The following is a 13763-nucleotide window of genomic DNA, read 5'->3' as shown; positions in this document are numbered from 1 at the left end:
AATTTATGGCTAAAGTAGACAAAGTTGAGAATAAAGAAGCTGTTGTAGAAAAAAAAGTTGATAAGAAATCTAAAAAAAGCTCTTACTCAAAAAAAAAGAAAATAAAAAAAAATATTCTTAATGGTATTGCTTACGTGCAATCTACTTTTAATAATACTATTATTTCAATTGCAGATACTAATGGGAATGTTATATCTTGGGCATCTTCTGGACAAAAAGGTTTTAAAGGCTCAAGAAAATCAACACCTTATGCTGCACAAATTGCTGCAGATTCTGCTGCATCTAAAGCTTTAGAATTTGGAATGAAAACTTTATCAGTTGAGGTTAAAGGACCTGGCTCAGGAAGAGAAACTGCATTAAGAGCTTTACAAGCGAGAGGATTTAAAATTCTTTCAATAAAAGACACTACACCAATGCCACATAACGGCGTAAGACCACCCAAAAAAAGGAGAGTTTAATAAATGGAAAGTTTAAATGTAAATGCTAAAAATTGGAAAGCATTAATTAAACCAGCTCAGTTAGATGTTAAAATTAGTGATGACAAATCACATGCAAAAATTATTGCTGAACCTTTAGAAAAAGGGTATGGCCTAACTTTAGGTAACTCTTTAAGAAGAATTTTACTTTCATCAATAAGAGGTGCTGCTGTAACTTCAATCCAAATTGATGGTGTTCTTCATGAATTTACATCTATCAAGGGTGTTAGAGAAGATGTTACTGATATAGTTTTAAACGTAAAATCATTAGCTTTAAAAAGCACTACAGATGCTACTAAAAAACTTATTTTAGATGCCAAAGGTCCTGGAGAAATTAAAGCTTCTGATATTGCGCCAGTTACTGATATTGAAATTTTAAATCCTGATTTAGTAATTTGTAATTTGGATGAAAATACTCATTTCCATATGGAAATGAATGTTGGAACTGGAAAAGGATATGTGCCTGCAGTAATGAATAAGCCGGAAGAGCCACCTTTAGGGTTAATAGCAATAGATTCTTTATATAGTCCAGTTAAGAAAGTTTCGTACTCTATAAGTACTGCAAGAGAAGGAAAAGCTTTAGATTATGATAAATTAAGTATGGAAGTTGAAACTAACGGATCAATTTCTGCAGAAGATGCTGTTGCTTACTCTGCTAGAATCTTTCAAGATCAACTAAATATGTTTGTTAATTTTGATGAACCTGTTGAAGCACCAGTAAAAGAAGTTTCATCTGAGCCTGAATTCAACAAGAATCTATTAAGAAAAGTTGATGAGCTTGAATTATCTGTGCGTTCTATGAATTGTCTTAAAAATGATAATATTATTTACATTGGAGATTTAGTTCAAAAGTCAGAAGGTGAAATGCTTAGAACACCTAACTTTGGAAGAAAATCGCTTAATGAAATAAAAGAAGTTTTAACTGGTATGTCTTTATACTTAGGTATGGAAATACCAAATTGGCCACCAGAAAATATAGCTGAAATGTCTAAAAAGTTAGAGGAGCAAATTTAATGAGACACGGAATGGCTAATAAGAAGTTAAATAGGACTTCTGAACATAGAAAAGCTTTATTAAAGAATATGCTTAATTCTTTAATAAAATATGAACAGATTACTACAACACTTCCAAAAGCTAAATTTTTAAAACCACAAGCTGATAAAATTATAACTTTAGGCAAAAAAGAAACTTTACAAACAACTAAAATGTTAATGTCTAAATTACAAGACATAACATCAGCAAATAAAGTTAAAAAAACATTATCTAAAAGATACGTATCAAGAAATGGTGGCTATACTAGAATTATCAAGGCTGGATTTAGATATGGCGACAATGCACCTATGGCTGTAATTGAATTTGTAGACAGAGATGTTGAAGCAAAAAGAGTGGAAAGAAAGAAAAAAGACCCAGCAAAAGATAAAATTGAAGAGAAAAAATTAGCTACTGCTTAATTCTTTATATAAAATTATATCATCATGAAAAAGTCTTTTAACGTTGACTCAACGTTTAACGATATGCGTATTGATAGATGGATACGTAATAATCTAGGAAATTATCCTCAAGGTTTAATTGAAAAAAGTTTAAAAAGTGGGAAAGTTAAAATTAATAGTAAAAAAATAAAAAGTTCTCACAAAGTAAAGACTGGGGACACTATAGATTTGTTTAATTTTGATTTTAAAGAAACAATTGTTCAAAAAACAATTAAATTTGTACCCTCAGAAGAAGTTATTAAGGAAAATGAAGAATTAATAATTGATAATAATGATGATTTCATTGTTCTTAATAAAAGTTCTGGTATTTCAGTTCAAGGTGGAACTAAATCTAAAAAAAATCTTGTAGATATATTTGCTCGTAGTGAAATTTTTCAAAATACTAAACCATTTTCTGTACATAGACTTGATAAAGATACATCGGGAGTTTTTATCATGGCAAAACATAGAGAGTCAGCTCAGTTATTAACTTCTTTATTTAGACTTAGAAAAGTTCATAAAACTTATCTAGCTATATGTCACGGTGAATTACAGAAAGACTCTGGAGAATGGAATGATGATTTAACTAGGTATGATAATGATAAAGAGATAGTTGAAAAAGCTAGAACACTTTACAAAGTACTAGATAAAAATTCTATATGCAGTCTTGTTGAAATGAAACCAATCACGGGAAGAAAGCATCAATTAAGAAAACAACTTTATGCAGTAGGGTGCCCAATCTATGGAGACCAAAAATATAAATTTAGTAATACTGATAAAGCAATAAATAAAAATTTAATGCTTCATTCATATCAAATTAAATTTATGATAAATGATAAAAAATATACATATACAGCATTGTTACCAGATTATTTCAAAAAACTTTTAAAGACAAAAAGACTTAGATTTCCAAATTCTTAGAAAATGTATCGATAATAACCTTATCTAAACTCTTGTAGTCTTGGTCTTGAATTTCCTTAAGATTGATTACACCCTTATCTTTAATACCACATGGAACAATATTTTTATATTTTGAAAGATCGTTACTAATATTTATTGAAAATCCATGATAAGCTATCCACTTACTTACTCTTACACCTATTGCTGCAACTTTTTTAATTTCACCTTTATAGTCAGTCCAAATACCAATATTTTTTGGATCTCCAAATGCTTTAATATTAAATTTTGATAAGCTTTCAATAATTGTCTTTTCAATTAAGGTTATAAATTTTCTAATATCCTTATTTCTTTTTTTTAAATCTACAACGAAATAACAGATTAATTGTCCTGGACCATGGTAGGTAATTTTCCCTCCACGATTTGTTTTTATAACTTTTATATTTTTATTAAGAATTTCTTCTTCCTTATAGCTGGTACCAGCTGTATAAATCTCTTGATGTTCCAAGATCCATATTAAGTCACTTTTTTGATTACTGTTTATCTCTAACAATCTTTCCTCAAGCAATCTTATAGCATCTTCATAATTTATCGGTTTTATTGACTTTTTAATCTCTATATTCATTTATAAATTGTATTATTCTTATTATACACTATTAGTGCAAAATTGATTTATAGGTAAATTTATGTCTTTAATAAAAAAAATAAAAGATAAAAAAGTTAATTTTGAGTTTAATAAAGAGTACATAAAAGTTGTTACTTCTAAGATTGCTAACAATGATGCTCAATTTATTACCAACTCTTTTAATGAAATGCACCCAGCAGACGCGGCGGATATTATTGAACACCTTGGGCAAAATGACAGAGAAAGTTTAATAAAACTTAATAATTTCAATATAGATCCTGAGGTATTTATTGAATTAAATGAGTCAGTTCAATCTGAAATTATAACTTACTTATCACCAGATACTATTGTTAGACTTTTAAAAAATCTTGAGTCAGATGATGCCATAACAATTTTAGAAAATGTTGACGAAAAAGATAAGAATACAATATTAAGTTCTTTACCACCAAAAGATAGATTTGCATTATTAGAAAGCTTAAGTTACCCAGAAGATACTGCAGCCAGAATAATGCAACGTGAGTTTACAGCCGTTCCTAGCAATTGGTCCGTTGGTCAAACCATTGATTATTTAAGAGAAAATAAAGATTTACCTGGTGAATTTCTAGAAATTTTTATTATAGATGAGGGATTTAAGCCAATTGGGACCGTTCCCTCATCTAAAGTTTTAACCACTTCAAGAGAAGCTAAAATGCTTTCTATTATGTCAAAGTCACAGTTACTTATTCCAGTAGATATGGACAAAGAAGAAGTTGGTAACGTATTTGAAAACTACAACTTGAATTCGGCTGCAGTTGTCGACAAATCAAATAAGTTGGTTGGTATGATCATGTATGATGATGTTCTTACTGTATTAAAAGAAGAAGCTGAAGAAGATGCTTTAAGATTAGCAGGGGTGGGTGATGAAGAAATTACTGATGGTGTTTTTAGAAAAACTAGAAGAAGATTTAATTGGCTTTTATTAAATTTATTTACTGCATTTCTTGCAACATGGGTTATCAGTTTATTTGGTGCAACAATTGAACAAATGGTTGTTCTTGCATTTCTGATGCCAATCGTAGCTTCTATGGGTGGTAATGCTGGAATGCAAACCTTAGCTGTTACAGTAAGGACTTTAGCAACAAATGATTTAACAAAAAACAATTTTTCACAAAATATTTTAAAGGAATTCAATATTGGTATCTTAAATGGTATTATATTTGCAATAATAAGTGCTTTAGTAGTTCAAGTTTGGTTTCAAAACTCATTACTTTCCCTAATAATTTCAATGTCAATGATAGTCACTATGATTGTTGCTGGTTTATTTGGAATTTTAGTGCCTATTACTCTAAAAAAAATGAATATTGATCCTGCTATCGCATCCAGTGTATTTGTGACAACTATTACTGATGTAATTGGTTTTGTTTCATTTCTCGGTGTTAGCGCTTATTTTCTTTAAAAGTTATCTATAAGTCTTACACCCTTTATGTAATACGCAACAAAAAGCTTAAATGGCTTATTTTCTAAATTAGTTCTTAGATTAAGTAGGTTTCTACATTCTAAATATTCAATTTTAATATTGAATTTTTTTACAAGGTCAACTTTAATTTTTTTAATCAATTTTTTATCTTGAATATTTTTTTTAATTAAATTTTTTAGCTTGATTAGCACTAAAGAAATTTTTCCAACTTTGTTAAGGTTTTCCAAATCCAACAATGAATTTCTTGAAGATAATGCTACCTGATTTACATCTCTTATTGTTTTACATGCAATAACTTTAGTTTTGTATTTTCTTTGAATAAAGTTGCGTACTAAAAAAAATTGTTGGTAATCTTTTTCTCCCATAAAAATATTTTTAGGTTTAATTATATCGGTAAATCTACCCATAACATCAAGTACACCCTCAAAATGTCCCTTTCTAAATTTGGCACAGAGTACTTTTTGTGATTTATTTAATCTATTTATTTTATGCTCCTTGTTATTGTAAATTTGACTAACAGTAGGCAAATAAAGAAAATCAACTTTTAACCTTTTTAGTAACTTTATATCTTTATCCAGATTCTGAGGATAAGTTTTGAAATCATTGACATTATTAAATTGAGTAGGATTAACAAAAATACTAACTAATGTTTTTTTGCATTTTTGTTTGGAGAAATTAATAAGTGAAGCATGTCCTTTATGTAGACTTCCCATTGTAGGAACAAATCCTAATTCCTTCTGGTTACTAATTGCCTTATTTAAATCAGTAATTTGTCTTATTAATTTCATTTGTAATATTAATATTAATAAGTAAAACATTTATATGATTAAACAAGCTATTATTCCCTTAGCAGGTCTTGGAACAAGACTGTTACCTCTTACTAGTGTTTTTGCTAAGGAGCTTTTACCTATTAATGGCAAGCCAGGAATAGAATATATTTTAGATGAATGTATAAGTGCTGGAATTAAGGAAGTAATATTTATTATATCACAAAAAAAATTAATGATTAAGAAATATTTTTGTAATGATAAATTTTATAAAGATATAATTAAAAAGAAAAAAGATCCTAGAATTATACAAGAATATAAAAAAATTTTAAAATATAAGAAAATGATTAAATTTGTTTTTCAAGATAAGCCACTTGGAACAGGTGATGCTGTATTGAAAACAAAAAAATATATTAAAGATAAATATTTTCTAATGTTACTACCTGATGATTTAATTGTTAAAAATAATTGCTCTAAATCAATGATGGCTGTTCATAAGAAATATAATTCATCTGTAATGGCTAGCATGAAGGTAAATAAAAAAGAAGTTTCAAGATGGGGAATTTATAGTGTTAAAAATAAAGTAAATAAGAATAATTTTACAATTAAAAATGTTGTAGAAAAACCCTCTATCAAATTAGCACCATCAAATAATGCTGTCATTGGGAGGTACATTTTACCTAAAACAATATTTAATAAATTATCAAAACTTAAACCTGGTAAAGGTGGCGAGATCCATATTACAGATGCCATACAATCTTTAATAAGTGAAAACTATAAGTTTATTGGTCATAATTTTTCAGGAAAATATTTAGATTGTGGCACAATGAAAGGTTATATTAATTCAACTTTGGAGATTTCTAAAATATGAAACTTTGCATGATAGGGACAGGTTATGTGGGTTTAGTCAGTGGTGTGTGTTTTTCAGATCTTGGTAATGATGTTATTTGTGTTGATAAAGATTTAAACAAAATTAAAGATTTAAAAAAAGGAATTATCCCAATTTATGAGCCTGGTTTAGATGAATTAGTTTTAAAAAATTTCAAAAATAAAAGATTAAAATTTTCAACAAACTTAAAGGACTCTGTATCAAAATCTGATATTATTTTTATATGTGTTGGAACACCAACAAAAAAAAATGGCAGTGCTGCTGATTTAAGTCAAGTCTACAATGTTGCAAAAGAAATCAGTACTTATATTAACAAATTTAAAATTATTATCACTAAATCTACAGTACCAGTTACTACCGGTGACGAAATAGAAAAAATAATTTCAAAAAAAGTATCTAAAAAATTATTTTCTGTTGTGTCAAATCCAGAATTTTTAAGAGAAGGTGAGGCTATAAGAGATTTTAGTTATCCAGACAGAGTAGTTATTGGCACTAGAGATAAACGGTCAAACAAAACATTAAAAAATCTTTATTCACCACTTATTTCCAAAGGAGCAAAATATATTAACACTTCAAGAAGAGCAGCAGAATTAATCAAATATGCTTCGAATGCTTTTTTAGCTACAAAAATAACCTTTATTAATGAATTATCAAACTTATGTGAAAAAATAGATGTTAATATTGAGGATATTTCTATTGGTATGGGTCTTGATAAAAGAATTGGTAGTCGTTTTTTAAGAGCAGGACCAGCTTATGGAGGATCTTGTTTTCCCAAAGACACCAAAGCTATCGTTTCTACAAGTAATAAATTTAAAACTAATCTATCTGTTATTAAAAGTGTAATTAAATCTAACGATAATAGATCTTCTTTATTATTAAAACGAGTTTTTGATATATTAAATAACAATGTTAGAAACAAAAAAATATGTTTTTTAGGTGTAACATTTAAAGCTAATACAGATGATATGAGAGATTCATCGTGTTTATCCATGATACCTTCTTTAGTTAAAAAAGGAGCTAAAATAAATTATTTTGACCCAACAGGTAAAAAAAATGATTTTAATAAAATTAAAAATGTTACATTTTCTAATGATGTTAAGTCTGCAATAGCAAAAGCTGACTTAATAATTATTCACACAGAATGGAATGATTTTAAGTCAATTAATTTTAAAAAAGATGTTAAAAACAAAAATTATAAAGTTTTTGACATGAGAAATATCTATTCACCAAAAAAGATGAAAGAACTCAAGATTAAATATTTTGCTATAGGTTGTTAATTTAATTCAAAAATAGCATCAACTTCAACTGATACTCCAAGTGGTAAACTGTTTGTACTAACAGCAGCTCTTGTATGCATTCCAGCGTCACCAAAAACTGAAACAATTAAATCAGAAGCACCGTTGATCACTTTAGGCTGTTCTATAAAATCTTCTGTAGAATTTACAAAACCAGTTAATTTTACACATGATTTAATTTTAGATAGATCATCATTACAAGCTTTTTTGACTTGTGAAATTATACTTAAGCCACATCTTTTAGCAGCCTCATAGCCATCTTCTGTTTTTAATTCTTTACCAATTTTACCTTTTATTAATTCACCACTAGCGGATATAGAAATTTGACCAGAAATAAAAAGCATTTTCCCTATGATTTTTGAAGCCACATATGATCCTACTGGAGCCTTAGCTTCTGGTAATATTATTTTAAGCTCATTTATTTTTTCTTCAAAATTCATAATTATTTTTTTTTTTTTACTTTGTTTATTTTTTTTACTTTTATCGTATTCTTTTCTTTTCTCAATCAATATAAGTGCCTCTTCCATATTAAGTTCTAAAGGGTCCTTTTCCTCAGGTATTGTTGCATTGAGTGATTTATATTTAATGTAAGGTCCATATTGACCTTTCATTACCCTAACAGGTTTTTTATCTTCTGGATGTTCACCTAAATCTTTAATTATTGATGTTGACATTCTCCCAGGTTTAGCTTCTGCTATTAAGGTTATTGCTCTATTTAAACCAATTGAAAAAATTTCTTCAACATTTTCAATTCTAGCAGATTTATTTTCACACTTTAGATACGGACCAAATCTACCTGTATTTAAAATGATATTTTTTTGATTTTCAGGGTTAATACCTAAAATTTTTGGTAATGAACATAAAAATTTAGCCCTATCAAGATCCACACTATCCAATGTAATTCCCTTAGGTATAGAAACATTTCTTAAATTATTATCTTCTTTTTCTATTTTCTTTTTTTTTGCTTTCTTTTTTTTTTTTGTTTCAACTATAATTTCTTCTTTCACTTCGTCAATTTTTTCATATTGCAAATAGGGACCAAACCTTCCATTTTTAAGGTACATGTCATTTCCATTTTCATGCTTACCTATAAATTTGGGTTCAGCTAGTTGAGATTGAGCAGCAGCTTTAGCCTTAGACAGGGGTCTGGTAAATTTACAATCTGGATAATTTGAACAACCAATAAAAGCACCACCTCTAAAACTATTTTTTAAACTTAATGATCCACTGTCACATAACTTGCATTGTCTATTAATATTTCCATCTTTATCTCTTTCAAAAATTAAACTTCCTAGACTATCGTTTAATAGATCTAAAACTTCTCTAGTTCTTTTTTCTTTAACGTCAGCTACATTTTGATTAAAATCTTTCCAAAATAACTCTAGAACCTTTATCCATCCTTCTTTACCGGTAGTAATGTCATCAAGTTGGTTTTCTAGACTTGCAGTAAAGTTATAGTCAACATATTTAGAGAAAAGTTTTTCAAGAAAAGCTGAAATTAATTTACCACGATCTGTTGGATGAAATCTTTTATTAATTGCTTCTGCATATCCTCTAGTAGATATAACAGATATTATACTTGCATAAGTTGAAGGTCTTCCAATGCCAAGCTCTTCTAATTTTTTAACTAAACTTGCTTCTGAGTACCTTGGTGGTGGTTGTGTAAAATGTTGTTCGTCTAACAGTGCTTCTATATTAACTGGACCTTTTTTCATTTCTGGAAGAATAGCTTCATCATCATCTTTTTTAGTATCTTTCATTACTCTTAAGAAACCATCAAACCTAATAACAGATCCACTAGCTTTACAGATTGTTCCATTATCTTCTGAGGTTATCGTTATTGTATTTCTATCAAATTGAGCAGGTTTCATTTGAGAGGATAGAGCTCTACTCCAAATTAATTCATATAATTTATGCTGATCTGGACTTAGATATTTTTTAACAGTTCCTGGTGCTCGCATAATATCTGTGGGTCTAATTGCTTCATGTGCTTCTTGAGCATTTTTTGCTTTTTTCCCAGAGTAGCTTGCTGCATTATCTGGAACATATTCATCCCCAAACTCATCTTTTATAAATTTTCTAAAAGTATCTATAGCGTCCGTTGATAAGTTGGTGCCATCTGTCCGCATGTACGTGATAAGACCAATAGTTTCACCGTTTATTTCTATACCCTGATAAAGTTTTTGAGCTATTTGCATTGTACGTGATGCTCCAAATCCTAATCTACCAGAAGAAACTTGCTGTAATGTGGAGGTAGTAAAAGGGCCAGAAGGGTTTCTATTAACAATTTTACTTGAGATATCATTTATATTGAACTTCTTAAATTTTACTTCTTCCATTGCTTTATCAATTTCAGCTTTATTTTTAAAAGAAAATTTTTCAATTTTTTTATCATTCAATTGAGAGATACTCGCTAATATAGAGTTTTTATCATTGTCGTTAAATTGAACACTTAAAGTCCAAAATTCTTTAGGATCAAAAAGCTCTATTTCATGCTCTCGTTCTGTAATTAATTTTAAAGCAACTGACTGAACACGCCCTGCAGATTTAGAACCAGGTAATTTTGTCCATAAAATTGGTGATATGTTAAAGCCTACTAAGTAATCTAAAGCTCTTCTAGCCATATAAGCATCAACAAGTAATGGCTCGATTTGTCGTGGATTTTCAATTCCATGAATTACTGCTTTTTTTGTAATTTCATTAAAAACAACTCTTTCTACATGTTTGTCCTTAATTAATTTTTTTTCATTTAAATATTCTTTGACATGCCAAGCAATTGCTTCTCCTTCTCGGTCGGGGTCAGTTGCTAGTATAATTTTTGAAGAAATTTTAGCTGCATCTGTAATTTCTTTAAGATATTTTTTAGAAAAACTGTCTACTTCCCATTCCATTTTAAAATTATTTTCTGGATCAACAGAGCCATTTTTCGAAGGAAGGTCTCTAATATGGCCATAACTTGCTAATACAATATAATCATCACCTAGATATTTATTGATAGTTTTTGCTTTAGCTGGACTTTCTACGACTACAAGATTCATTATTAAACAAATTACTTAAAAGACTTAGATAGTCAAATCAATAAATTTTAGTCTTGGTTTCTTCTTTGTTTTTCAATCGTTTGACGTTTTCTTTATGTGTATAGAATATAAGTACAAACATTATTATGAAAAATATTGAATTATAATTTTCAAAAATTATTAAATAAATTGGAACCATTAAACTACTAATTAGTGATGAAAGTGATGAATATTTTGAAACAAGAAATGTAGCAGCCCAACTAATAATAAATATTAAACCTAAAACTATATTGATTGAAAATAATATTCCAACATATGTTGCAACACCCTTGCCTCCTTTAAACTTAAGCCACACTGGAAAAACGTGACCTAAAAACGCGCTTAATGATGCAATAAAGATATAATCGGGATAATTAAATTTTACATATAAAACAGGAAATACAGCTTTTGTTATATCCAGTAATAAAGTTGCGTAGCCTAATGTTTTATTACCTGTTCTAAGAGCATTTGTGGCTCCAATATTTCCTGATCCAATATTTCTAATATCTTTTTTTAAAAAGATTTTTGTAAGTATAAAACCAAAAGGTATTGATCCTAATAAATATGAGCTTAATGCAATAATTAAATATTCCATTCTTATAACTTAAATAATTCCTCACCTTTTACAAATGTATTAGTAACTTTTCCTTGAAGTTTTTTGTCTTCAATGGAAGTATTTTTTGATTTGGAGATAAGTTTATCTTTTTTAACAACCCATGGCTTGTCAATATCAACAATACAAAAATCTGCTTCCTTACCAAGTGAAAGATTACCCTTATCAATTTTTAAAATTTTTGCAGGGTTTGATGTTAAAGCTTTAATGATGGTTTCTAATTTAACAGAGCCATTGTGATATAATTCTAGACTTAGTGATAAAAGCGTTTCTATTCCAGATGCTCCTGTAGATGCTTGTGCAAACGTTAATCTTTTTTGTTCTTCATCTTCTGGTTTGTGATCAGATACAATAACATCTATCGTTTTATCCTTTAATCCTTGTACTAAAGCAATCCTATCTTCTTCAGTTCTTAATGGTGGTGATAACTTTAAAAATGTTCTGAAATCTCCTATATCATTTTCATTTAATGAAAGGTTATTTATGGAAACACCTGTCGTAAACTTAACTTTATTTTTTCTTTCCTCAATAATTTCAACTGATTTTGCAGATGAGATTTGTGATATATGGTATCTACATTTAATATTTTCAAGCAACGTTAAATCTCTTTCAATAATTATTCTTTCGGCAACAGCAGGTATTCCAGATAACCCAAGTTTGGTTGCAATAATTCCAGAATTGATCATTCCATTTTTAGATAAATCATAATCTTCAGCATGCTGCATGATTAGTGTGCCTAAATCTTTAGCTGAGTTCATTATACGAGACATCAGCCTAGTATTTTGAATTGTTTTAACTCCATCAGTAAACCCAATTATTCCTCTACTTTGAAGTAGACCAAATTCAGTCATGGTAGTTCCTTCAATATTTTTTGTAAGAGCAGCACTTGGAAAAACATTAATTTTAGATTTGTCTCTTCCACGTCTTTTTAAGAAATCTACTATTGAAACGTTATCTATAATTGGATCTGTATTAGGCATAGTAACAACTGAAGTAACACCTCCTGCAAGTGCTGCATTACTTAGAGTTCTAAAATTTTCTTTATATTCGTAACCAGGTTCGCCCGCAAAGACACGCATATCAACAAGACCTGGAAATATATATTTGCCATTTAAATTTATTACTTTTTCTCTTGAAGGAATGTTATTAGAATTTACTTTTTTACCAATTGCTTCAATTAAACCATCTTCACCAATAATTAATCCACCGTTCTCATTGATAGAATTGTGAGGGTCAATTATATTTGCATTTATAAAGTATTGTTTTTTCATTTATTCACAAAATATTTTTAAACAAGCCATTCTGACTGCAACACCTAGTTCAACCTGTTCCTTGATCACGCTTCTGTTAATGTCATCTGCTAATTTTGTATCAATTTCGATCCCTCTATTCATTGGACCTGGATGCATAATCAAAGCATCATCTTTTGCATGTGCAAGCTTATCTGGGGTTAGTCCATAATATTCATAGTATTCTCTATTAGAAGACAAGAAAGAACTAGTCATCCTTTCATTTTGTAACCTTAGCATCATTACAATATCACAATCTTTCAGACCTTTTTTCATATCTGTAAATGTATTAACACCAAACTTTTCTATTTCTTTTGGCATTAAATTTGATGGTGCAATAATGTTAACTTCTGCACCCAGCATATTTAGAAGATAAATATTTGATCTTGCTACACGTGAATGAGATATGTCACCACAAATCGCAACTTTTAAACCTTCAATTTTTTTTTTACGATTTATGATTGTTAAAGCGTCTAATAAAGCTTGAGTAGGGTGTTCACGGCTTCCATCACCAGCATTAAGTACTGCACAATTTACTTTTTGAGATAAAAGATTACATGCACCTGAATCCTGGTGTCTAATTACAATTATATCTGGATGCATTGCATTTAAAGTCATTGCAGTATCTATGAGCGTTTCACCTTTCTTAATTGCAGAATTTGCCATATTCATTGACATGACATCTGCACCCAATCTTTTTCCAGCTAATTCAAATGAACTTTGTGTTCTTGTTGATGGTTCAAAAAACAAATTAATTTGAGTTTTACCACTTAATACATTTAATCTTTTGTTTTTACTTTGATTTAATTTAATGAAACTTTTAGCTTCTTCTAAAATGAAATTAACGTCATTAATTGATAGATCTTGAATACCTAGGAGGTGTTTTTGAGAAATTTTAATAGCTTTATTTATTTTGGTTGCCATTAAAATT

13 protein-coding genes are annotated in these 13763 nt (G+C 28.9%); 7 read left to right on the top strand and 6 right to left on the bottom strand.

All coding sequences use genetic code 11. From position 1 onward, the window contains the following. The first annotated feature begins 5 nt into the window (after window positions 1-5). Genes rpsK through ABXT52_RS03590 form a run of 4 tightly spaced genes read left to right on the top strand, consistent with a single transcriptional unit; the run spans window position 6 to window position 2866 of the window. Window positions 6-458 (top strand): 30S ribosomal protein S11, encoded by a 453-nt coding sequence (rpsK, locus tag ABXT52_RS03605; protein ID WP_415271246.1) that lies wholly within the window; start codon window positions 6-8, stop codon window positions 456-458. Between the two features lie 3 nt (window positions 459-461). Beyond that, window positions 462-1490 (top strand): DNA-directed RNA polymerase subunit alpha, encoded by a 1029-nt coding sequence (locus ABXT52_RS03600; protein ID WP_415272503.1) that lies wholly within the window; start codon window positions 462-464, stop codon window positions 1488-1490. Next, window positions 1490-1927 (top strand): 50S ribosomal protein L17, encoded by a 438-nt coding sequence (rplQ, locus tag ABXT52_RS03595; RefSeq protein ID WP_415272502.1) that lies wholly within the window; start codon window positions 1490-1492, stop codon window positions 1925-1927. The genes ABXT52_RS03600 and rplQ overlap by 1 nt, the downstream gene beginning before the upstream one ends. Before the next feature lie 24 nt (window positions 1928-1951). Next, window positions 1952-2866, top strand: a complete 915-nt coding sequence (locus tag ABXT52_RS03590) for an RluA family pseudouridine synthase (RefSeq protein ID WP_415272501.1) — start codon at window positions 1952-1954, stop codon at window positions 2864-2866. Here the strand turns inward: ABXT52_RS03590 and lipB are convergent. Beyond that, entirely contained in the window at window positions 2847-3467 is a 621-nt protein-coding gene (gene lipB, locus ABXT52_RS03585; protein ID WP_415272500.1) for a lipoyl(octanoyl) transferase LipB, read from the bottom strand. The two genes, ABXT52_RS03590 and lipB, sit on opposite strands and share 20 nt — an antisense overlap. 61 nt (window positions 3468-3528) lie before the next feature. On the opposite strand from lipB, the gene mgtE reads away from it, so the two are divergent. Then, window positions 3529-4902 (top strand): magnesium transporter, encoded by a 1374-nt coding sequence (mgtE, locus tag ABXT52_RS03580; RefSeq protein WP_415272499.1) that lies wholly within the window; start codon window positions 3529-3531, stop codon window positions 4900-4902. On the opposite strand, the gene panC is transcribed toward mgtE, so the two are convergent. Further along, complete coding sequence (gene panC, locus ABXT52_RS03575; RefSeq protein ID WP_415272498.1) at window positions 4899-5741, bottom strand: pantoate--beta-alanine ligase; 843 nt, start codon at window positions 5739-5741, stop codon at window positions 4899-4901. The genes mgtE and panC overlap by 4 nt on opposite strands. Before the next feature lie 4 nt (window positions 5742-5745). On the opposite strand from panC, the gene ABXT52_RS03570 reads away from it, so the two are divergent. After that, window positions 5746-6561, top strand: coding sequence for a sugar phosphate nucleotidyltransferase (locus tag ABXT52_RS03570; protein ID WP_415272497.1), 816 nt, complete (start codon window positions 5746-5748; stop codon window positions 6559-6561). Continuing rightward, the gene (locus tag ABXT52_RS03565) at window positions 6558-7856 is read left to right on the top strand and encodes a UDP-glucose dehydrogenase family protein (RefSeq protein WP_415272496.1); all 1299 of its coding nucleotides are present in this window, start codon (window positions 6558-6560) and stop codon (window positions 7854-7856) included. The genes ABXT52_RS03570 and ABXT52_RS03565 overlap by 4 nt, the downstream gene beginning before the upstream one ends. On the opposite strand, the gene topA is transcribed toward ABXT52_RS03565, so the two are convergent. Genes topA through ABXT52_RS03545 form a run of 4 tightly spaced genes read right to left on the bottom strand, consistent with a single transcriptional unit; the run spans window position 7853 to window position 13756 of the window. Next, complete coding sequence (gene topA, locus ABXT52_RS03560; protein WP_415272495.1) at window positions 7853-10912, bottom strand: type I DNA topoisomerase; 3060 nt, start codon at window positions 10910-10912, stop codon at window positions 7853-7855. The genes ABXT52_RS03565 and topA overlap by 4 nt on opposite strands. A 37-nt stretch (window positions 10913-10949) precedes the next feature. Beyond that, a complete protein-coding gene (gene plsY, locus ABXT52_RS03555) occupies window positions 10950-11525 on the bottom strand; it encodes a glycerol-3-phosphate 1-O-acyltransferase PlsY (RefSeq protein ID WP_415272494.1) in 576 nt (191 codons plus the stop codon). 2 nt (window positions 11526-11527) lie between these two features. After that, window positions 11528-12814 carry a dihydroorotase gene (gene pyrC, locus ABXT52_RS03550; protein WP_415272493.1) on the bottom strand — a complete coding sequence of 429 codons (1287 nt, stop codon included), beginning with the start codon at window positions 12812-12814 and terminating at the stop codon, window positions 11528-11530. Beyond that, complete coding sequence (locus ABXT52_RS03545; RefSeq protein ID WP_415272492.1) at window positions 12815-13756, bottom strand: aspartate carbamoyltransferase catalytic subunit; 942 nt, start codon at window positions 13754-13756, stop codon at window positions 12815-12817. Window positions 13757-13763: the final 7 nt, after the last annotated feature.

Source organism: Candidatus Pelagibacter sp. Uisw_121 (assembly GCF_047722545.1).
GTDB lineage: Bacteria > Pseudomonadota > Alphaproteobacteria > Pelagibacterales > Pelagibacteraceae > Pelagibacter.
Note: the sequence above shows the minus strand (reverse complement) of the source record. Positions and strands in the feature narration are given on the sequence as shown.

Excerpts from the sequence above, each read along its gene's own strand:
- rpsK (WP_415271246.1), top strand. The coding sequence starts at position 6 with ATGGCTAAAGTAGACAAAGTTGAGAATAAAGAAGCTGTTGTAGAAAAA.
- ABXT52_RS03600 (WP_415272503.1), top strand. The coding sequence starts at position 462 with ATGGAAAGTTTAAATGTAAATGCTAAAAATTGGAAAGCATTAATTAAA.
- rplQ (WP_415272502.1), top strand. The coding sequence starts at position 1,490 with ATGAGACACGGAATGGCTAATAAGAAGTTAAATAGGACTTCTGAACAT.
- ABXT52_RS03590 (WP_415272501.1), top strand. The coding sequence starts at position 1,952 with ATGAAAAAGTCTTTTAACGTTGACTCAACGTTTAACGATATGCGTATT.
- lipB (WP_415272500.1), bottom strand. The coding sequence starts at position 3,467 with ATGAATATAGAGATTAAAAAGTCAATAAAACCGATAAATTATGAAGAT.
- mgtE (WP_415272499.1), top strand. The coding sequence starts at position 3,529 with ATGTCTTTAATAAAAAAAATAAAAGATAAAAAAGTTAATTTTGAGTTT.
- panC (WP_415272498.1), bottom strand. The coding sequence starts at position 5,741 with ATGTTTTACTTATTAATATTAATATTACAAATGAAATTAATAAGACAA.
- ABXT52_RS03570 (WP_415272497.1), top strand. The coding sequence starts at position 5,746 with ATGATTAAACAAGCTATTATTCCCTTAGCAGGTCTTGGAACAAGACTG.
- ABXT52_RS03565 (WP_415272496.1), top strand. The coding sequence starts at position 6,558 with ATGAAACTTTGCATGATAGGGACAGGTTATGTGGGTTTAGTCAGTGGT.
- topA (WP_415272495.1), bottom strand. The coding sequence starts at position 10,912 with ATGAATCTTGTAGTCGTAGAAAGTCCAGCTAAAGCAAAAACTATCAAT.
- plsY (WP_415272494.1), bottom strand. The coding sequence starts at position 11,525 with ATGGAATATTTAATTATTGCATTAAGCTCATATTTATTAGGATCAATA.
- pyrC (WP_415272493.1), bottom strand. The coding sequence starts at position 12,814 with ATGAAAAAACAATACTTTATAAATGCAAATATAATTGACCCTCACAAT.
- ABXT52_RS03545 (WP_415272492.1), bottom strand. The coding sequence starts at position 13,756 with ATGGCAACCAAAATAAATAAAGCTATTAAAATTTCTCAAAAACACCTC.